Source organism: Ohtaekwangia sp. (assembly GCF_036786105.1).
Lineage (GTDB): Bacteria > Bacteroidota > Bacteroidia > Cytophagales > Cyclobacteriaceae > Ohtaekwangia.
Genome location: NZ_DAIQRQ010000005.1, coordinates 109,749 through 131,449 on the forward strand (window position 1 = coordinate 109,749; position 21,701 = coordinate 131,449).

Below are 21,701 nucleotides of genomic sequence, written 5' to 3' on the forward strand. Positions count from 1 at the left end.
CAAGACCTCGCCATCGCATTCAAAATAAGAAGCTATGATGCAATATGTAAAAAGCTTATAGGAGAAAAACCAGTTGTATTTGATGGACTTCTATTCACAAGAATGTTGCGGAATTACTAAAGTTGGTAAATTCCGGCAGACAGGCTTTTCACGGTCTACCACCCGTGGCTAAGTAATGATCAACGGGAGTCTGTTATTGATGAAAGGTGTTTTGGCCGGTACACGTTACGATTATAGTTATCGTTCCCCTTGATGTTCAAATCCAGTTTCCTACAGCGTGATAGAAATTACAGACCGTTTACAGGTTAACCGTTAATAGACTGTTCCTGATAACGATTAACGTGTAACAGATAAAAGTGTAACGATTAACGTCAACGCACGCTAGCCTCAACGTTGCGCACCGCAACTATCATAAATGTTTAAACTTTTATCAGATTGTTATTTGGAATGGTTACATTCTTCAACTTTCTTCCTAAACAGGCATTTCAAAATCGATTGCAGATTGCTAGATTAGGTTAACGGTATCGTATTAGCGGTTACAAAAGCCATGTGTAATAGCACTTGGAGACAAATAAATTTTCGATGAAGTTTTTCAAAGATCTTTCCATTCGAAGCAAACTTATACTACTTGTTATCTTTCCATTTTCTGTGGTATTATTCTTCTTGTTCAAAACAATAACGCTGCGCCTGCAGGACCAGCGTTGGAATGAACAGGCAGAACATAACGTGGAAGCGATCGAGCACATTACGGCGCTACTACACCAATTGGAAAATGAACGGACTGCGTCTGTCATTTATACTTCCCTTAACACGCCACAGGATAAGAAAGAGTTTCATCGGCAGCAGCAGGAAACTGATAAAATACTGGCTACATTTCAGGGAACCATCGGAGAATCTACACTTAACGAAGTATACATCGATTCGCTGATCAATGTTGTGCGCCAGCGAAGCCCGTCACAGAATGACTATATCGCGTTAGGGCTACTGGCCAGTATTGGCAATACATTACAGGATTCTCCCCATATAGCGATCAATGATAAGTTAGAATGCCTGCTGTTTCTCCTGTATGCAAAAGAATTTATGGCACAGTTGCGTGATCGTGTTCTGATTGCATCCTTTCATCAGGGGTTCCGGGGAATTGAATATGGTAACTTTGCAGCCCTAAAAGGCAAGCATGAGATCAACCTCTATAAATTTCAGCGTTCTGCTTCGCCGGAACTGAATACATACTTTGCTCATATCTATAAAAACAATCAGGCCGTTGCCAGTACACAGGCTATGCTTGACTCTGCATTTGTGCATGGTGCCAGGAACCCGGTTACGCTAAAGGCCGATGCCTGGCAGCAACAGGTAACAATTTCCATCAATACATTGCAAGTTGTGCAGGGACGAATGCTCGCCAACGTCCGTAAAGACTTACACGAACAATCTGAGATCATTACGGCTGCATTAATCCGGAATATAGTTTTGGCAGCAGTAGTTGTCGTTGTTATTGTAGTAGTGTCTATGTTTACTATACGCGAGGTAGTCAGATCGATGAACAGGATGAGAGATGCTACCGTGAGAATTATGAATGGTGATATCAACTTCTTGCTTGACGACAGTTCGAAAGACGAGATGGGACGGTTGGCGCATTCATTTAATGAAATGATCAAGGTGCTAAAGACCTATGTTCAGTTGGCAGATTCGATTGGCAAGGGGAATTACGATACTGAGATAACGATACGCAGCGACCTGGATATACTTGGGAAGGCACTTCACAATATGAAGCTAAACCTCGAAATGCTTTCGCGTGAAAAAGAAACACGTACATGGTTGTTGTCGGGTCACCGTGAACTCAACAACCTGTTGCGTGAAGAGAAAAATGTGCGCAACCTTGCGCGCGAGATTACAGCACAGGTAGCATCTTACCTGAAGGCGCAAGTGGGATCTATATATTTACTGGAAAATGAACGACTTCACCGCACCGCAACCTATGCCATAGACCCGGATTCACTGCCTGAGTCTTTTGCCATAGGCGAATCGCTGATAGGGCAGGCTGCCCAAAGTGAAAGGTATATTTTATTTGAAGATATACCACAGGACTATATTTCTATTCGCTCTTCGCTTGGTCAGGTAGTGCCAATTTGCATACTGGTATATCCATTCTTCTACATGGGCAAAGTAAAAGGCGTTCTTGAACTGGGAGCTACTCATATATTTACCCGGCTGGAGCTCGAGTATCTGCAGATGATCAGCAACAATATAGCGATAGCCTTCAACTCATCGCAATCGCGCAAACGGCTGGAAGAACTGTTGGAAGAAACTCAGCATCAGGCAGAGGAACTTGAATCGCAGCAGGAAGAGTTACGTCAGTTCAATGACGAATTGCTGGAGAAGCTTGAATCCATTGCGCAATCGGAAGCTGAACTAAAGGTGCAGCAGGAAGAATTGCAGGAGTCCAATGCATTGCTGGAAGAAAAAGCCAACTCACTTGAATATGAAAAGCAGCAACTGGAAGCCGCCAAAGCGCATGTAGAAGAACAGGCGCGCGAGTACGAATCGGTGAGCCGCTATAAGTCTGATTTCCTGGCCAACATGTCGCACGAACTGCGCACGCCACTCAACAGCATATTGATCCTTACGCAACTGTTGATGGAAAACAAGAATGGAACGCTGGGCGAAAAAGAAGTGAAGTATGCCAACGTAATTCATACTTCCGGCAACGAACTGCTGATCCTGATCAACGATATACTTGATCTTTCAAAAGTAGAAGCCGGTAAAATGGATCTGGAGATACATCCGTTTTCATTTGATGAAGTTACCAGCGACATCAATATTATGTTCTCGCAACTGGCACGCAATAAATCTATCAACTTCCAAATGGACGTTGTTGCAGATGCAGATAAGGTTATTGAATCAGACAGGCAACGCCTTGTGCAAATACTTCGAAACCTTCTGTCGAACGCATTCAAATTTACACCGGCAGGTGGCACGGTGGCATTGAAAATAAACCGATGTAATGGAAATGTATCCTTGCGATCGCAGCGGTTAAAACATTCACACGATGTAATCTGTTTCGAAGTAAAAGATACCGGCATCGGTATACCGGCCGATAAACAGGAGATGATCTTTGAAGCATTTCGGCAGGTAGACAGCACGGATAAACGCAAGTACGGAGGAACCGGTCTCGGCCTTTCCATCTGTCGCGAGCTCTCGAACTTGTTGGGAGGAGAGATCCACCTGGAAAGTGAAGAAGGTAAAGGCAGCACGTTCCGCCTGTATCTCCCGTTGCGGTATACCGGTGCAGAGAAGGAAAATGGCGTAGCCGAAGTTGAGTTAAATGGAAATATACCGGAGCATGTTTCTCGTATAGTGCGACCTGCTGAAGTTGTTAATGTGCCTGAGAGCATTGTGAACGATGATCGTGCTGTGCTTGAAGAGAACAGTCGTAAGATATTGATCATGGAAGACGATTTTGAATTTGCAGATGTCTTGCTTTCGTTTGTGAGAGAGCGTTCTTATAAAGGTATTGTGTCGCATCAGGGTATAGCGGGTTTGCAACTGGCACAGCAATATAAACCTGATGCCATTCTGCTCGATATGAAGCTACCGGATATTGACGGAACTGAAGTGATTCGTCAGCTTAAGAACGATGCAGACCTCCGGCATATACCCGTGCAGATTATTTCCGGCTATAGCCTGAAGCGTGAAGCTATGAAGCTCGGTGCATTTGATTTTATCAAAAAGCCCGTAAGGAAGGAAGATCTTCAAAATATATTCGACAAGCTCGAGCACTTTGCCAGCCAGAAATATAAAAGATTGCTGATAGTGGAAGATAACGAAGAAGAGAACAAAGCTATACAGGCTATGATCGGCAATGGCGATGTAGAGTGCGTGCCAGCCTATAGCTGTGATCGCGCTTACGAATTGCTGGAAGAAAGTTCGTTTGATTGCATGATTGTAGACCTGGGAATAGGTGACGCTACGTGCTTTAATTTCCTTGAAAAGATCCGGTCTAACGATCACATGAACTCAATACCGGTTATTGTGTATGCAGCACAGGAATTGACCGCCGAAGAGAACAAACGTCTTGCACGCCTGGCAAATACGGTAGTGCTGCGAACAGCCTATTCGCATGAACGGTTGCTGGACGAAACAACATTGTTTCTGCATCGCATTGAATCGCGCATGCCACCGGAGAAACAAAACATCATTCGAAAGCTGCACCGCAGTGATGCTGTATTGAAAGGTAAAACTGTATTGATTGTGGATGACGACATTCGGAATATATACTCACTTACGAATGTACTGGAAGATGAGGGACTGGTTTGCCAGACGGCTGAAAATGGGAGAGAAGCTATAGCCGTGCTGAATAGCAACCCATCGATTGATATTATACTGATGGATGTAATGATGCCAGATATGAACGGTTATGAAGCCACGCAGGAGATCAGAAAGTCAGAGCGATTTGCAAAGCTGCCAATTATAGCGCTTACTGCAAAAGCTATGCGTGGCGACCGCGAAAAATGCCTGGCATCCGGTATGTCTGACTATGTAACCAAACCGGTGAATACACGACAGCTTCTTTCGCTGATGCGGGTGTGGCTTTATAAATAAACACGGTAATCCGTAAAGAGTATCTATATAAACTGTGGCACTTATGGACTCACGTACGATTAACAATGCTACGATCTTGCTGGTAGACGATCGTTCTGAAAACATTCTGGTGATGGAAGAACTGCTGGCCAAGGAAGGGCGAAAGTTTTTAAAAGCCAATGACGGTGATGAGGCACTCCGGCTCGCACTACGCAATGAGATTGATCTGATCATTCTCGATGTGCAGATGCCAGGCATGGATGGCTTCGAAGTGGCGGGTGTATTAAAGTCTAGAAGACAAACGAAAGATATACCGATCATTTTTGCCTCGGCTGTTAAGAAGGATAGTGAGTTTGTTATAAAGGGACTGGAAGAAGGAGCGATTGATTATTTATACAAGCCCCTGGACCCGGCCATTACGCGGGCAAAAGTAGATATACTTCTCACACTTCATCTGCAGAAGAAAGAGTTGATCGAAAAGAACGCCAGGCTTGAGAAGTCGGATTTACTGATTAACAACTCGGCCGATATTATCGGTATCATCGATACCGAAAAATTGGGCTTTGAAGAAGTAAACCGTGCCTTTACCAAGATATTGGGATATGAGCCCGAGGAAGTCTATGGCACTTCGCTTGCCAAAATTATACATCCTGAGGATTTGAAATTTGTAGAACAACAGCGGCAGCGTTATGATGATCGTCTTTCATTCGAAACACGCTCGTATACAAAGAGTAATAACCAACTGTGGCTGCAATGGAATATCGTGAACAAGGGTGATAAATGGTTCTTCAACGCGCGCGACATTACAACGGTGAAAGAAGCCGAACGCATACGCAACCTGCTCGCGATTATTGTGAAGCAGTCGCGCGATGCTACCTATATACATAATCGTCACGGTGATATACTCTCCTGGAATGAAGGTGCCCAGCAAATGTACGGTTATACGGAGACAGAGGCACTCACTATGAAAATATGGCACCTGATTCCGCACGACCTGCAGCAGGAAGCACAGAAGCTTACGCAATATGTACTGGAAGGCGAGCGCCTGGAATCGCACGAAACAAAACGCATCACCAAGCATAGAAATATACTCGATGTACTGGTGTCGTCAGCACTGATCAATGACAGTAATGGAGAGCAGTCGGTGGCCGTTACAGAGCGCGATGTTACAAAGGAGAAGCAGGCAGGTGAGCAGATACGACAGCTAACCATACGACTGCAGAATAACATTATTCAGCTGGAAGCAGCGAACCAGGAGCTTGAATCGTTTTCCTATTCCGTGTCGCACGATCTGCGTGCTCCGTTGCGGGCTGTGAGTGGCTATGCCAATATACTTGAAGAAAGCTACGCCAAAAACCTGGATGAGGAAGCGCGAACCGTGTTCGGTACGATTCAGCGAAATGTAAAGCGTATGGGGCAGCTCATAGACGATCTTCTCGATTTCTCCAGGCTTGGCCGTAATGAAGTGCCGAAGCTGCCGGTAAATATGATGCAGCTCGTGGAAAAGATAATTACCGAGATTAATCAAAGCACAAGCTACAAAGCCACCGTAAATATACATACGCTATTTCCTGCTCACGGCGACCAGGCCTTGCTGCGGCAAGTGTGGATAAACCTCATATCAAATGCAATCAAGTATTCTTCTAAATCAAATGAACCGTGGATTGAAATAGGGTCTATACAGGAAGAAGACGAAACTATATTTTATGTGAAGGATAACGGTGTGGGCTTTGACATGCGCTATGCTGATAAATTGTTTGGCGTATTCCAAAGGCTGCATGGCATTCGCGAGTTTGAAGGCACGGGCATCGGACTGGCTATTGTAAAACGAATTATATCCAAACATGGAGGCCGTGTATGGGCAGAAGCAGAAGTAAACAAGGGTGCTACATTCTACTTCTCTTTGCCCAATAAGGTGCCGGCCGCCAAAAACTGGTAGATCTGCTCATGAAGCAAATTGCTGGAGATATTTGAGCGCTTCATCGCCATTCGTAAACAGACGTGTTGGCGTTGTAGGGCGGTTCAATCCCATATAAAAATTGCCAATAATCTTAGACATAGGGCTGTCCACAAGTACGGCAACTCCTTTGGTAAACGATGACCCTTCTTTTGCTAAATAATCGCGGGCTGCTTTATCAGCGCTTTTCAGGCCACGTATATCGCAATATACCGGGAAATCTGCTTTATTCTGAAACTGAATCCGGTCAGCTACAATTTTTTTGGCCGCTTCGTGATCAATCACCGTGTTGGGTTTGTAAACAAAGAACACAATGCCATTTTCAATCCAGAATCTGGCGTATTCATTTTCAAATTCTTTTTTCTCCATAATATTTTAATACTTCTAATATAAGCGATTTGACCGATTTATACTATAAAACCAAGTCTTGTTGAAAAATTACCACATTCACCATAAACCGTTCGATATAATTGATACGGAAGTTACTATAGGCCGGGTACACTTATATATCATATATTCTTGCTACAACATATTCACTATAAAAAAAATCCACTATGGCTAAATTTAAACACAACAGTTTTCTGGATACCGTTGATGAAGTATTTACAGACGCTATAAAAAGTGGTGTGCTCCACTTGTATGCTGAAGATGATCAGTTTACCGGCAGACGTATTCGCATCGGTAATCGTGATCTTTTTCATTTTGGAACAACGGGCTATCTGGGTCTTGAGCAGGACCCTCGATTAAAACGAGCGGCTATTGACGCAATACAGAAGTATGGAACACAATTTCCCCTTTCCAAATCGTACGTGTCGTTTGTATTATACCGTGCCCTGGAAGAAAGGCTTTTCGAAATGTACAACAACCCGATCGTTGTAACCAAGAATAGTACACTCGGTCACATCGGTGTTATACCTTGTGCAGTGCGTGATGAAGATGCGGTAATCATCGATCACCAGGCACACTGGAGCATGCACAATGCCTGCCAGTTGTTGAAGCCCCGCGGTATACCGGTGGAACTGATACGACACAATAACCTTGATATGCTGGAAGAGAAGATCAAAGAACTCAGGCGCAAATGCGATAAGATATGGTATATGGCCGATGGTATATATTCTATGTATGGCGATTGTGCACCTATACCGGAGCTTATGGAGCTTTACAAAAAGTATCCACAACTGCATCTCTACTTTGATGACGTGCACGGTATGAGCTGGGTGGGAAAGAATGGCACTGGGTATGTAATGGATCAATTGAAAACACTGCCTGAACGGGTATTGCTGTTTGGAACATTAAGTAAATCTTTCGGAGCCAGCGGTGCTGTGCTGGTTACCTCCAATGCTGAAATGCATCGCCGGATAAAAACGTTTGGAGGCCCGCTTACATTCTCTGCGCAACTGGAACCGGCTTCTGTTGCTGCAGCGTGTGCATCGGCCGATATACATTTATCCGATGAGATATATCGCATGCAGCAGGAGTTGCTGGACAATATACTATATTTTAATACAATGCTCAGCCGCACCGACCTGCCATTGCTGGAACGAAACAATTGCCCGGTGTTTTACATTGGAACAGGCATGCCTGTTACCGGTTATAATTTTGTAAACCGGCTTATGAACGAAGGCTTTTTTGTGAATCTGGGTATATATCCCGGAGTGCCTGTAAAAAATACAGGCGTGCGCCTTACCATTTCGCGGCACAACCAGCGCGAAGAGATGAAGGCGCTGGTAGAAGCCATGGTATATCATTACCCTAAGGCACTTGCCGAAACAGAAACCACTTTGAACAAAGTAAGAAGGGCATTCCACATGCCTGTTGCTGAGAAATCGAAAGACATGGCTGTAGTGCGTAAAGATATGATAGTGCAATATGAAACATCCATTAGTGCCATTGATAAAGCGTATTGGAACCAGTGGATGGGAAAGAAGAGTGTATTCGATTGGGATGGCCTTAATTTTCTGGAACAGGTTTTTCAAAATAATGAGAAGCCTGAGCATAACTGGTCCTTCCATTATTTTATAGTACGCGATAAACAAGCCAATACATTGATCGTGACATTCTTTTGCCAGGCACGCTGGAAGGATGATATGCTGGCACCCGCCAGTGTATCGCGGCAACTTGAAGAGAAGCGCTTGCAGGAGCCATACTATTTAACATCGTCAGTGCTTGGTATGGGATCACTCTTTACAGAAGGTGATCATTGCTATATCAATCGCGACTTTCCTGCCTGGAACGATGCTTTGCGTGTGCTGCTGGATTCTGTGGAAACACTGGATGATACATTGCAAACCTCTATGATTGTGCTCCGCGATTTCAAGCCGGATGAAGTGCTCAATGAGTTCTTTCACAACCAGGGATTTATTAAAGTAGATATGCCCGAATCCTGTATCCTGGAAAATATGGAATGGAAAACCCACGATGAATACCTGAGTACGCTCTCTGCACGCTCACGTAAGCATTTTAAAAACGATATAAAGCCTTACGAACAATATTTTGAAGTAGTATGCAAACAGACCGCTGATATGGAGGAGCTTAGACACTTTTATGCGTTGTACGAGAATGTGCGCACGCGAAACTTTGATTTGAACACTTTTACTTTTCCCGAGAAGCTTTTTATAAGTATGGCGCAAAACCCGCAATGGGAATTTATAGCATTGTATTTGAAAGAGGAATATGACCCGCGTCCCGAACGCAAAGCGGTTGGTGTTATGTTCTGCTATAAGAATCTGGAGTATACGTATGTGCCGTCTTTCATTGGCATGGACTATGAGTACATTCAGCAATACCAGATATATCGTCAGTTACTGTATCAGACTATTGTTCGCGCCCATGCGCTGAATTTTCATAAAGTAGATTTTGGTATGACAGCGGCGTTCGAAAAGAAAAAAGTAGGCGCTACAATAATACCCAAAGTAGCCTATGTGCAGCCTAAGGATAATTTCTCATTCGAACTGATCAGCGGCATGCAGAACCAACTGATTGGGCAAGTAACTCCAAAATAGGATATAATACATTGTAATTGGGTAAAACGCACGGTACACGAGCATCAATATAAATGTAAGTGAAGTAAACCTGGATGGATTATGGCTGGTATACATTGCCAGCCATAACTCAAAATATTTTCATGGTCTTTAATAGAATGTTTGTAATTTGTAGTTGTAACATACTATTTAACCCAATTCCATTCTATGAACCTGCAGCAATGGGTGAGATATAGCCTCGCCATAATATTTTGTCTTACATCAGGTATACTTACATGTGCACAGAAGCAGGATGCAAAGCCCCTGGCGCAATTGCAACAGGACTTTGTTGACCTTCGCTTTGGTATGTTCATTCATTTCAACATTCCTACATTCATGGATTACGACTGGGCTGATCCGGATGCATCTCCTGCTATATTTAATCCAACCAAGTTGAATTGTGATCAATGGGCAAAGGCTGCCAAGGCTGCCAACATGCAATACGGTTGCCTTACTACCAAGCACCACAGCGGGTTTTGTATCTGGGATACCAAAACAACAGACTATAATGTAATGAACAGTCCGTTGAAGAAAGATGTCGTGCGCGAGTATGTTAACGCCTTTCGTGCCAATGGACTCAAGGTAATGTTGTATTTCTCGATTCTCGATACGCATCATAAATTGCGTCCGCATCAGATAACACACAATCATATTGATCTTGTAAAGAAGCAGCTTACTGAATTGTTAACGAACTACGGAGAGATCACAGCACTCATCATTGATGGTTGGGATGCTCCCTGGTCGCGCATCTCCTACGATGACGTACCGTTTGAGGAAATATACTCCCTCATTAAATCCATTCAACCGAATTGCCTGGTAATGGACCTCAATGCTGCCAAGTATCCTGCGGAAGCATTGTATTATACCGACATAAAATCGTATGAGCAAGGTGCAGGGCAGCATATTTCAAAGGAGTCTAATCGCCTGCCGGCATTGTCATGTTTGCCTATCAACCAGAACTGGTTTTGGAAACCCCGATTTCCAAAAGAACCTGTAAAAGATCCGGTAAAAATGGTGAATGAAAATATTGTACCGTTCAACAATGCCTATTGTAATTTTATTCTCAATGTAGCACCTAACCGTGACGGGCTTATCGATGACAATGCGCTGATTGCTTTGAAGGAAATTGGCAAGTTATGGAAACCGCAGGGAGCAGTGGGCAAACTACCTGTTGGAGAAGCGCCCATCATTTCTTCCAATGTCGCGAAGCATCAACCAACGTTTAGCAGTTGGAGCGATGATATGTGGATTATGGATTTTGCCAACGATGACGATTTTTCTACTGCCTGGTTATCTAACCCCACGGTGAAACAACCCTGGCTGGAAATTGTGCTTGACCGTGAGAAACCTTTCAATGCCGTCAGCATCATGGAATCGGCACCCCGGGTCAAAAAGTATCACATCCAGTATTTCAGCAACGGCAACTGGAAGCCATTGTTAAGCAGCGATAGCAAGGGCAAATTCAACCTGCATCGTTTCGATCGCATCTGGGCCGATCGGATTCGGATAACATTTGATGAGTTTAGTGAGCCACCTTTTATTGCTGAAATCGGCGTGTATAATGAGAAGCGGTAGTTGATAAGAGCTTCCCTGGCGCAGCAGTGTGCCAGATGGTGTTGAGGATAGCGGTCTACAAGCCGCTCTATGCAGATGTAAAAAGGGTATGAGGTACTGGTAATTTTTTATAAATTAAGAGACAGCATCCCTTTATAGGCGCAGGCATAAATATTAAGCTTGATGCCTTTCCAATTATATATCAACATCAAAATTTCTGCGTATGGGTACCCGACTATTGCTATTGCTCCTTACGGTTGTCATAGTCATGCTCCATGGTTGCCACGGTGACCCGGATACGACTACAAACAGCGAAATGAAAACGATCATGCAAGGCATGTCAAATGAAATGAATGCTATGACCATGACAGGTGATGTAGACCGTGACTTTGCCAGTATGATGAAGTTGCATCACCAGGGCGCTATAACCATGGCCAACAAGCTACTGGAAAAGGGCAGCTCAGCAGAGTTGAAGAAAATGGCGCGGCAGATGATCGACAAGCAAACGGCAGAGATTGCCCGCCTGGATACTTTCCTCTTAAACAACAACGTCAGGATTTCGGATAAAGGTGCTGCACTTGATGCCGATATGAAGGAAGCGCTCGACCGAATGGATAGAAATGCCGAATCGCAATCCCTTAAAGGAAATATTGATAGCGATTTTGCAACGTTGATGATCATGCATCATGCAAGTGCTTTGGAAATGGCCAACGCCTTTTTGAAATATAGCGATCAACCCGGGCTAAGAGAAATGGCCTCTGTTATGATTGTAGATCAAAGTGAGGAAATAGATGCGCTGCGAAACTGGCTTGTCAACAATCGGCAATTCTGAGATAATCGGTTTGGTACAGTATGCGCGTAACCTTCAATAGAGGTATACTTCACAGAAAATCACCAATAAGACGTTAGGTTAAGCCGATAAATATAGCCTGATATATAGCATTTTGCTAAACACATCATAAACGCTTTAATTCATGTGTTTATTGATCATGTTACGTTAGGCTATATGAGTTTAGAGAGAGTAAAGAAGTTACTTAGACAGAAGGAAAGTATTCGTCTTGAATTTAAGGAGTCAAAAAGTGATTTGCCTGCAAATCTTTTTGAAACAATTTGTTCAATGCTGAACCGCGAAGGTGGCGATATACTTTTAGGTGTTTCGGATAACCGTACTGTTAAGGGGATCGAAAGTGATTTTCTGGAAAATATTACGGCAAGTCTGGTAGCGCTTTCCAATAATCCAAACAAGCTGGATCCACCCTTTATCTTGTTTCCAAAAATATATACATTGAAAGGTAAGCCAGTTATTCATGTACAGGTTCCTGAAAGTTCACAAGTGCATAGAACAGCGTCTCTGGTTTACGATCGTAGCAATGATGGTGATTTTAAGGTAACACGACCCCAACAGATTGCTGAAATATATAACCGGAAGCGAATGCACTATACGGAAGGAATCGTATACCCTGGTCTTGGATTTAGTGATTTCAAGCCAGAGTTATTCCTGAAGATTCGAAATCTTATTTCCAGCCATAATCCATCGCATCCGTGGCTGGCCGTTGATGATGATACCATGCTGCGGATGGCTGGCTTGTGGAAACGCGATCATCATTCAAACAAAGAAGGCTATACACTGGCGGCTGCGCTTTTGCTGGGGAAAGACGAAGTTATACAAAGTATTTTGCCACACTATAAGGTCGATGTATTGGTTCGCAGGGTTGACTTGTTGCGATATGATGATCGGGAATATATTCAGACTAATCTTATAGATGCCTACGATCAATTGATGGCTTTTGTGAACAAACATCTTCCTGATAAATTCTACATGGAGGGCGACCAGCGCATTAGCTTGCGCACTAAAATATTTAGGGAAGTTATAGCCAATCTCATTGTTCATAGAGAATATACTAACGGCTACCCTGCAACATTTATCATTTATAGTGATCGCGTAGAAACGGAGAATGCTAACAATCCGCATGGTGAAGGGCCTATTGACTCTGACAACTTCACACCGTTTCCAAAGAATCCTTCCATTGCTAAGTTCTTTATTCAGTTGGGTCGTGTAGAAGAGTTGGGATCAGGTGTGTTAAACGTGAACCGTTTTTTGGAGCAATATGCTCCCGGAAAGAAGCCGCAGTTTGTAGAGGGAACGACTTTTAAAACAGTTCTTCCACTGGATGATACTTTAGCGGATGCCAATACGCTCTCGGAAGAAGATATACACGAGGTGGTAAAGCGAGCTTTAAGTGATGGTAATGATGGTGTAAATGATGGTGTAAATGATGGTGTAAATGATGGTGTAAAAAAACAACTGATAGCTGTAGTCGAGGCCATCGTGAAAAGACCAGGCATAAGAGCTGATGAAATTGCCAAAGCTATAAAGAAAGCAAAGCCAACCGCAGAAAGGTATATTAAAAGACTACGGGATGCCCACGTAATTGAGTTTAAAGGTGCGCCTAAAACAGGTGGATATTTTGTTACGATGAAGATCAACAGAAAATTGAAAAGACGATCATTGAAGTAAATTCACTCAGGCATTTAATCGTACGTGGATTGAATAACGATCTGCATTTTAGTTTTACACCATCACTTGTACTTTGCCAGTTCAATAATATCATTTCCCTCCAGTACTTGCTTGTTATAGCCGATCCTGGCGCAGTTTATCAATGCCTGTGATAATTCCTGCAGTGTACAGAATCCGGAAGGATACAGTGCACGGCCGATCGGAAACATCCAAAGTATATATTTGTAAAAGCTGTGTACGCGATTGAGCCCTTTTATAGGTTTGATAAATCCCGGACGTAATGCATATACTTGCCGGAAGGGGAGTTTCATCAGATCATTCTCTGTTTTTCCCTTTACACGGGCCCACATACTTCTGCCTTTTTCGCTGCTGTCGGTTCCGGCTCCTGAAATATAGCAGAATACCATGTTGGGATTGAGCCTGCTTAATGTAGTAGCTACATGCAGTGTTAGTGTATGGGTAACCCGGAAATAATCGGTCTCTTTCATTCCCACCGAAGAAACTCCCAGACAAAAGAAACAGGCGTCATATCCGGAGAGATGATTTTGTATAGCTGACAAATTATAGAAATCTGCATGGATAATTTCTTTCAAGTTGGGGTGCGATATATCTGAAGGCTTACGATTTATCACCAGCACCTGTTCTATATCCGGGTGTTGCAAACATTCGTGTACAACACCTTCGCCTACCATGCCGGTAGCACCTGTTACTATTACGCGCATTGTTATATTTCTAAGTGGTTATAGGTAAAAGTAAAGAATCAGCAATAATTGCCGAAGATTTGATTTTTTAAAGTGCTGAAGAACACAATAAATTAATGGTATAGCGACTGCTATAACTATAGTTTGTTACGATTAGTTGATGCTGGCAAGCAGCATTCTGAGTTCATGATCTTCCGGTTGCAAAAAATTGTACGGAGAATGCCCGTCTTTGTTTGGTATGGTAGCATCAGCGCCTGCCTGAAGCAGTAATTTTACACATGCCACCTGGTGGTGGCGATTACTACCTTCACCAAATTTATAGCCATGTACGGCCCATAGCAAGGGAGTGCTATGAAAATCCACACACCGGCGGTTGATCTCCACAGGTTCCTGTAACAAACGCTCAACGAGTTTATCACGGCCGCACCAGGCGGCCCAATGTAATGCAGTACCTCCATGACAGCCACCGTGGTGTATATCGGCTCCGTGTTCTAGATACAATTGTGCCACTGCATCGGCATGGAGACTTGCTGCAGCTACCAGAGGCGTATCGCGGTTTTCTACACGTTCATAACCATCTACAGAGGCACCATAAGCCAGGAATATTTTGGCCATTTCCACAGCTTGCTCATCCGTATACATTCTGTGAAACACGCCATCGCAGAGGCGATGTAGTGGATGCGCCTTCACTGTATCACGTTCATCCAGCGCGATCGCTTCGTTCGCCAATGCAGGATTTTGTGCTAGCGTCTTTTGTATTCCGGTATAATCAACGTGTTGAATAAGTTGTAGCAGGTTCATAGTGTATCACAGCATTTGAGTTGAAGAGGCGTAATGCGTTATGAAATTACAGATTAAAGTTACAAAGAGAATATTGCCAGATCAACATGGAATTATCCACGCTATGGTCGAATATTGAAATTGACTCGGTGTGCACAGTTGTAAAAAAGTCTGCCACTTATCAAAAGTGATTTTGACAACAGAGGCTAAATCAATACTTTGATCTGAATTTAACTGCTGTCCTGCAGCATCCTTGTATAATCATGAAGCATTCTCTATTCATCTTACTTGTAGTAGTACTCACCCTATATACCAGCGATGCATTTGCACAATCAACTGCGGGTCGCAACGCCGTTCTGAATCATACGGCTATTTATGTAAAAGACGTGAAGGCAACAGCAGCGTTCTATCATTCTATTATCGGTTTGGATACTATACCCGAGCCATTCCACGATGGCAAGCATGCCTGGTTCAGTATTGCTCCGGGCGTAGCGATGCATGTTATTCAGGGTGCTGATCAACGTAAAGAGTATTACAAGAATCAACACACCTGCTTCAGCGTGGCATCGGTAGATGCTTTTACGGCATTGCTAAAGAAAAACCACATACCGTGGGAAGATCGCGATGGTTCAAAGATGGCGACTACGATGCGCGTAGATGGCGTAAAACAAATATGGTTACAGGATCCGGATGGATATTGGATCGAGATCAATGATGCCAAAGAGTAAGTTTAACCAAATGTATGGTTCGTATCTATTACAAGGCGTTTGTGTAGACGGGAATAAAAAAGCATCACAGGTATATACCTGTAATGCTTTCATTTTAATATAAAGTATATTTTACAGCGATGCCATATCGATCACAAAGCGATAACGCACATCACCTTTAATCATTCGGTCGAATGCCTTTTGAATATCCTGTATTTTAATGAGCTCAATGTCAGATACAATGTTATGTTGTGCGCAGAAGTCGAGCATCTCTTGTGTTTCGGGCAGACCACCGATCATAGAACCGGCCAGGCTTTTTCTTCCAACGATGATACTGAACGCAGAAACATCGGCAGGCTTGGAAGGCACACCTACACAAATGTGTGTTCCGTTGGTCTTGAGCAATGAAAGGTATAGATTAAGGTCATGTTCTGCAGAAACGGTGTCGAGTATAAAATCAAATGTACCCCGCACGCTATTCAATTGTTCCTGATCAGAAGTAACAACAAATTTATGTGCTCCTAATTGTTTGGCAGCAGCTTCTTTTGAAGGCGATGAGCTGAGTACGGTTACTTCAGCACCGAAAGCGACACCGAATTTTACACCCATGTGTCCTAACCCGCCAAGACCCAGTACAGCGAGCTTATGACCTTTGCCTACTTTCCAGTGGCGCAGCGGTGAATACGTTGTTATACCAGCGCACAGTAAAGGTGCTACTCCAGGTAATGATAAGTTAGCGGGTACACGCAATACAAAATCCTCATGCACAACAATGGTATTCGAATAGCCACCGTACGTTGGTGTCTTTTTGTCCTGCTCGTAACCGTTATAGGTAAACGACACATGGTTGGTGCAATACTGCTCAAGACCATCTTTGCAATTTTCGCAAGTGCGGCATGAGTCTACGAGACATCCCACACCGGCCAGGTCGCCTGCTTTGAATTTCTTTACCTGTGCACCTACTTTCACAACTTTGCCCACAATTTCGTGGCCCGGTACCATCGGGAAAATAGAACCGCCCCATTCATCGCGAATCTGGTGCAAGTCGGAGTGACAGATACCGCAGTATTGAATATCAAACTGAACATCGTGAGGGCCCACTTCACGTCTTTGAAAGTTCCACGGGGCCAGGTCGCTGGTTGCGCTTTGCGCGGCATATCCTTTTGCTTGTATCATCGTTCTGGTTAATTTGAGTTTTTGGGAATGCGAATCTCCGTTTTATTGGCAAAGAATCAATAGCAACATTCAAACAGAAAAGTGTAAAAATCAAACAATGCATGTATCACAGCTGACTAAATTAATAAATTATAACGGGTTCATTTGACAAAACCCGGTTTCGATTACCTTTGCGCAACGTGAAAAGATTTGTTGCCATAGCATTGATCTTCCTGATGTCGGCCCAAAGCATGTATAAGCTGGGCTTGGTAACGTATTTTCAGTTGAACCGTTCATACATCGCAACGGAGTTGTGCGTGAACAAAGATAATCCGATAACCATGTGTTATGGTAAATGTTTTCTGGACAGGAACATGAAACTGGTAACAGAAACTGAGAAACAGGAAGTTCCTACCGGTAAACACAAGCTTGAGATTCCTGTGTTCATGTTGTCGCAAATAAGCTATACGCTTACCCCGGCAGGTGCTCATCTTTCAGAGTCATGTACAGAATACTGCGATACAATACCAACTGATTTTACAGCGGCTATATTCCACCCGCCCGCTCTTTCATAATCGCTTTACCCCGTAAGGGAAAATCTTTCTTACTCATTTATTTACTCCCTGCTGAGAAGCAAAGCTTCCGGTTGTAATCAACGTGTTACGTGTATTCAACATGTGTGTAGCTACATATTTTCCACGCATGATGGCACGGCCTGAGCACACTCTAATTTGCGATTATGAAAAAGATATATGTTATATTGGCCGTAGTGGCTATATATATGTGGGCGCATCCTGTGTATGCCCAGTATACAGTACATGGAAAAATACTCGATAACCAAACCAAAGAACCACTGATTGGCGCTACGGTGTCTGTGCCGGGCACCCGTGCGGGTACAGTAACCGATGTTCATGGTACTTTTCAGCTTGCTGTGACGGAATCAAATGTACAACTCGCAGTATCTTATATCGGGTACGATCAACAGACTATAACATCTTCAGTAAACGAAGCTGTGATCGTTTCACTGCAGCCTTCGGTAAACAACCTGCAGCAGGTGGTGATTACCGCCAACCGTGAAGCCGCACTTCGTACGGATGCGCCCGTAGCAATCAGTAAACTTTCATCGGTGATGATCAATGATGCCAAGCCAACCTTGCTTACCGAGTTAATTAACAAAGTGCCGGGCGTAGTAATGGCAAACTACAATAACGAGCAGCATGCTATGGCTATCCGGCAGCCAATCGGTACATCAGCATACTTTTTATATATGGAAGATGGCGTGCCCATCCGTCCGATGGGCGTCTTTAATCACAATGCGTTGATTGAAATGAATGTGATGGCGATCTCTAACGTTGAAGTTGTGAAAGGACCTGCATCATCGCTATATGGACCCGAGGCAGTCGGAGGCGCCATCAATTTCATTACGCGAAGACCTACAGCATTGCCTACGGCAGGCGTTGGTATTCAGGTAGACCAATGGGGATACAAGCGCATTCAATATGGTGCAGGAGGTATGATTGCCAAAAAGCTCGGTATATATATAGGAGGCTTTGAAGCGAAGCAACGCAATTCGTGGCAGACGTATTCTGATTATGATAAGTCATCGATCAACGCACGGCTCGATTATGCGCTTTCTGCCAAAACAAATTTTACATTGGCTTTTTCCGGTAACGAATATAATTCCGATATGTCGGGAAGTGTGGACAGCACGGCATTCTATAGCCGACAATATACCAGCTCTACTGATTTTACCTATCGCAAAGTACATTCGCAGCGTACCCGGTTTACGGCCACGCACCAGTGGAACCAGCACCAGGAAACAATGTTCACGCTGTTTTATCGCGATAATTATATTGAGCAGAATCCAAATTACTCCATTCGCTGGACGAGCGGCAGTACCTCTGCTACAGGCGAAGTGAATCGTAACAGTTTTTATAGTAAAGGCGCCATCCTGCAACATAGCATCCGACTTCCTTTCCTTCAATCGCGCATATTGGCAGGCGGCAGCATCGACTATTCACCTACTAACTACTGGTCATATCAGGTTGATCTCGGAGCACAATTACGGCCTGACGGGAAATCTGTAGAGAAATATACTTTGTTAAAAGAAGACCCGAATATATTTCTGTCGAAGTACAAAGCTAACCTTGCAAACACTGCTATCTACAGCCAGTTAGAGGTAAATCCGGTAGAGCGATTGAAAGTTACGCTGGGTGCCCGCTACGACCGGATGTCATTCGACTATGAAAATTACCTGGATGGATCAACCGGAAGTAAAGCCTATGAACGTGTAACACCGAAGATAGGCGCTACCTACGATTTGGGCGGTGGTAAAGGATTGTACGCAAACTATAGCCAGGGATTTTCGCCCCCAAGTCTTACGGCGGTATTCCGCAAAAAGCCCACGACTGATGCCAATGCGCCAGCTGAATTTTACTACAACCTCGAACCTGCCCGGTTTGATAATGTAGAAATCGGGGGCTGGGCTTCGTTATTTGATCATAAAGTATATATCGATGCGGCTTTATACCAGATGACTGGTCACAAGGAATTACTCAGCATCCGCCAGCCGGACAATTCATACGATTATCAGAGTGCTGGCAAAACGTTGCACCGCGGCGTGGAATATAGCATTACGTATAAACCGGATGACCAGTGGTTTATACGTTTTGGTGGAACCAATGCTACTCACAGGTTTGAAGATTTTGCATTGAGCACACGCAGCACCGACCCGGTAAAGAATGTGAACGGCAATGATATGCCGCAGGCACCACACTGGATCGCCAACAGCGAAGTAACTTATAAACCGCGATACGTTAAGGGATTGCGCGTGGCCTTGGAATGGCAGCGCATCAGCTCATGGTATCAGGATCAGGTCAGCAAGGTGAAGTATGATGATCGTGGATTTATGGGCATGAAGGGAGTAAGCTATCTGAATGCACGAACGGGCTATACCTGGAAAAGTATAGAAGTATATGTAAACGTACTCAATCTGACAAATGAGTTGTATGCAACGTCAGCAACGCGAGGCAATAGCGCTACGGACCGCACTACCTATACACCAGCTGCACCGCGCACATTTGTGATGGGTATACAATATAATTTTTCGGGTAAAAAGTAATTGTCAGAAAAAATGAAACCAGCATCATCCAATCCGGTATCGTTTCAGCAGACTGCCACGGAGGAACAAAATCAGCCCATAGCGGAAGGAACTGTATCCGGTATCAGCCGATCGTTAAAGCAAAATATATACCGCTGGCATCGCATCATCGGTATCATTACCATTATACCCGTTATATGCTGGACGGTGAGTGGTTGTATGCACCCTTTTATGGCCCATTGGTTCAAACCAGCTATACCGCATGAGTTTGTTGTACCAACGCCACTGACTAAGGAAAAAATCACGCTGTCACTTCAGGATGTGTTAACGAAGCATGGAATTCGTTCATTCCGGAATTTTCGGATCGTCATGATTGGCGATGTGCCGTACTATCAGATAAAGAACGAACTATACGACATGGAATATTATTCCGCTGTAGACGGTAACCGGCTTGCAGACGGGGATGCGCATTATGCAGAACGGTTGGCACGCTATTTCCTGGAAGACAGTATATCATCGGTAGCTTCGATCGAAAAGATCACAGAGTTTACATCTGAGTATCGCTACGTTAATCGCTTGTTGCCGGTGTGGAAAGTGAGCTTCAATCGCTCTGATAACATGGATGTATACATTGATACCGAGCAAACACGGCTCGGTACATTCAATAATAATCAGCGGAAAGCCTTTCTGTGGATTTTCGGTACTTTTCACAACTGGGAGTGGCTTGGCTATATTTCGAATGAATGGCTGCGTATTACGATCATGATCATGCTTCTCACCGTAATCATCGCATCTGCATTAAGTGGTATTTTGATTTACGGATTTTTCTGGAAACGCTTTAAATCAGCTACTCCCAATGATAGCACTGGCTATATTCGCAGAAATCACCGTAAAATAGGGATCGCTGTGTCGCTGGTTACTCTTACGTTTGCTGTGAGTGGTGCCTACCACGTTTCGATGAAATATAGCCCTGATGACCGACAGGAATACGTTCACCAACCGGTGCTACTATCGCGGAATGTTACTCTTTCTAACCTGGCATTGCCACTGGCATGGGATCGGGTGGCCAATATGTCTTTGGTAAAGATAGGGAAGGATATTTTTTACCAGGTATTTTATACCCACACGGAAGAAACGCCCAGTGAGATTGTATATGCCAGCACTGCAACCGGCGAACTGCTGGCGGACGGAAATATAGTATATACAAAGCAATTAGCGAAGAGGTTCTTCCTGGCATCGCTTACGCGCAACCCTCCGGCATGTTGCGAAGCGATGGAGAGTTACCAGGAAATCACGGCACCTCCTATGCCTGCGTTTCAGCAGGCTACTTTTCAAACAGCGTTCGATCGTGAATATGGATTTGTGAACAAGCGCCTGCCCGTTGTTAAGCTAGCCTATAACACACCCCAACATTTAACCTACTATATTGAGCCTGCAACGGGGCGACTGGCTGCACGCATGGAAGATGCTGACCGCAATGAAGGCTATACATTTGCAGTGTTCCATAAATACTTGTTCATGGATTGGGCAGGTAAAAACATTCGCGATGGTGTTATGCTGATTTCTGCTCTCGGAGTGCTTACTGCCTCGGTGCTTGGGTTAATTCTCTTTTTGAGGAGACGATAGCTATT

The 21,701-nt window shown here is 44.0% G+C and carries 14 protein-coding genes; 10 read left to right on the top strand and 4 right to left on the bottom strand.

The genetic code is table 11. The features are described 5' to 3' along the window. The first annotated feature begins 582 nt into the window (after nucleotides 1-582). Together V7Q33_RS04335 and V7Q33_RS04340 are read left to right on the top strand one after the other, a co-directional pair. Nucleotides 583-4,599, top strand: a complete 4,017-nt coding sequence (locus V7Q33_RS04335; RefSeq protein ID WP_333818999.1) for a response regulator — start codon at nucleotides 583-585, stop codon at nucleotides 4,597-4,599. Between the two features lie 43 nt (nucleotides 4,600-4,642). Continuing rightward, the gene (locus V7Q33_RS04340) at nucleotides 4,643-6,517 is read left to right on the top strand and encodes a PAS domain S-box protein (RefSeq protein ID WP_331976198.1); all 1,875 of its coding nucleotides are present in this window, start codon (nucleotides 4,643-4,645) and stop codon (nucleotides 6,515-6,517) included. 6 nt (nucleotides 6,518-6,523) lie between these two features. Here the strand turns inward: V7Q33_RS04340 and V7Q33_RS04345 are convergent, their stop codons facing one another. Next, the gene (locus V7Q33_RS04345; RefSeq protein WP_333819000.1) at nucleotides 6,524-6,904 is read right to left on the bottom strand and encodes a DUF7793 family protein; all 381 of its coding nucleotides are present in this window, start codon (nucleotides 6,902-6,904) and stop codon (nucleotides 6,524-6,526) included. Nucleotides 6,905-7,089: 185 nt separating this feature from the next. On the opposite strand from V7Q33_RS04345, the gene V7Q33_RS04350 reads away from it, so the two are divergent. The 4 genes from V7Q33_RS04350 (at nucleotide 7,090) to V7Q33_RS04365 (ending at nucleotide 13,627) form a co-directional block, all read left to right on the top strand. Next, the gene (locus tag V7Q33_RS04350) at nucleotides 7,090-9,537 is read left to right on the top strand and encodes a bifunctional aminotransferase class I/II-fold pyridoxal phosphate-dependent enzyme/GNAT family N-acetyltransferase (protein ID WP_333819001.1); all 2,448 of its coding nucleotides are present in this window, start codon (nucleotides 7,090-7,092) and stop codon (nucleotides 9,535-9,537) included. A 186-nt stretch (nucleotides 9,538-9,723) separates the two neighbouring features. Further along, nucleotides 9,724-11,130: an alpha-L-fucosidase gene (locus V7Q33_RS04355; RefSeq protein WP_333819002.1), complete on the top strand. Its 1,407-nt coding sequence runs from the start codon at nucleotides 9,724-9,726 to the stop codon at nucleotides 11,128-11,130. 202 nt (nucleotides 11,131-11,332) lie between these two features. Further along, nucleotides 11,333-11,941, top strand: a complete 609-nt coding sequence (locus tag V7Q33_RS04360) for a DUF305 domain-containing protein (protein WP_333819003.1) — start codon at nucleotides 11,333-11,335, stop codon at nucleotides 11,939-11,941. A gap of 174 nt (nucleotides 11,942-12,115) precedes the next feature. Then, nucleotides 12,116-13,627, top strand: coding sequence for an RNA-binding domain-containing protein (locus V7Q33_RS04365; RefSeq protein WP_333819004.1), 1,512 nt, complete (start codon nucleotides 12,116-12,118; stop codon nucleotides 13,625-13,627). A gap of 62 nt (nucleotides 13,628-13,689) precedes the next feature. Here V7Q33_RS04365 and V7Q33_RS04370 read toward each other — a convergent pair whose 3' ends face one another. Both V7Q33_RS04370 and V7Q33_RS04375 read right to left on the bottom strand, forming a co-directional pair. Beyond that, complete coding sequence (locus V7Q33_RS04370) at nucleotides 13,690-14,349, bottom strand: NAD-dependent epimerase/dehydratase family protein (RefSeq protein WP_442945896.1); 660 nt, start codon at nucleotides 14,347-14,349, stop codon at nucleotides 13,690-13,692. Nucleotides 14,350-14,481: 132 nt separating this feature from the next. Next, nucleotides 14,482-15,129 carry an ankyrin repeat domain-containing protein gene (locus tag V7Q33_RS04375; protein ID WP_333819005.1) on the bottom strand — a complete coding sequence of 216 codons (648 nt, stop codon included), beginning with the start codon at nucleotides 15,127-15,129 and terminating at the stop codon, nucleotides 14,482-14,484. A 242-nt stretch (nucleotides 15,130-15,371) separates the two neighbouring features. Between V7Q33_RS04375 and V7Q33_RS04380 the strand changes: the two genes are divergently transcribed. Continuing rightward, nucleotides 15,372-15,836 carry a VOC family protein gene (locus tag V7Q33_RS04380; protein WP_331976184.1) on the top strand — a complete coding sequence of 155 codons (465 nt, stop codon included), beginning with the start codon at nucleotides 15,372-15,374 and terminating at the stop codon, nucleotides 15,834-15,836. 111 nt (nucleotides 15,837-15,947) lie between these two features. Here the strand turns inward: V7Q33_RS04380 and V7Q33_RS04385 are convergent, their stop codons facing one another. Continuing rightward, nucleotides 15,948-16,991: an NAD(P)-dependent alcohol dehydrogenase gene (locus tag V7Q33_RS04385; protein ID WP_333819006.1), complete on the bottom strand. Its 1,044-nt coding sequence runs from the start codon at nucleotides 16,989-16,991 to the stop codon at nucleotides 15,948-15,950. Nucleotides 16,992-17,170: 179 nt separating this feature from the next. On the opposite strand from V7Q33_RS04385, the gene V7Q33_RS04390 reads away from it, so the two are divergent. From V7Q33_RS04390 to V7Q33_RS04400, 3 genes are all read left to right on the top strand, one after another. Then, nucleotides 17,171-17,545 carry a hypothetical protein gene (locus V7Q33_RS04390; protein ID WP_333819007.1) on the top strand — a complete coding sequence of 125 codons (375 nt, stop codon included), beginning with the start codon at nucleotides 17,171-17,173 and terminating at the stop codon, nucleotides 17,543-17,545. Between the two features lie 164 nt (nucleotides 17,546-17,709). Continuing rightward, nucleotides 17,710-20,091: a TonB-dependent receptor gene (locus tag V7Q33_RS04395; protein ID WP_333819008.1), complete on the top strand. Its 2,382-nt coding sequence runs from the start codon at nucleotides 17,710-17,712 to the stop codon at nucleotides 20,089-20,091. A 12-nt stretch (nucleotides 20,092-20,103) separates the two neighbouring features. Next, nucleotides 20,104-21,696 (top strand): PepSY domain-containing protein, encoded by a 1,593-nt coding sequence (locus V7Q33_RS04400; protein WP_333819009.1) that lies wholly within the window; start codon nucleotides 20,104-20,106, stop codon nucleotides 21,694-21,696. Nucleotides 21,697-21,701 lie beyond the last annotated feature (5 nt).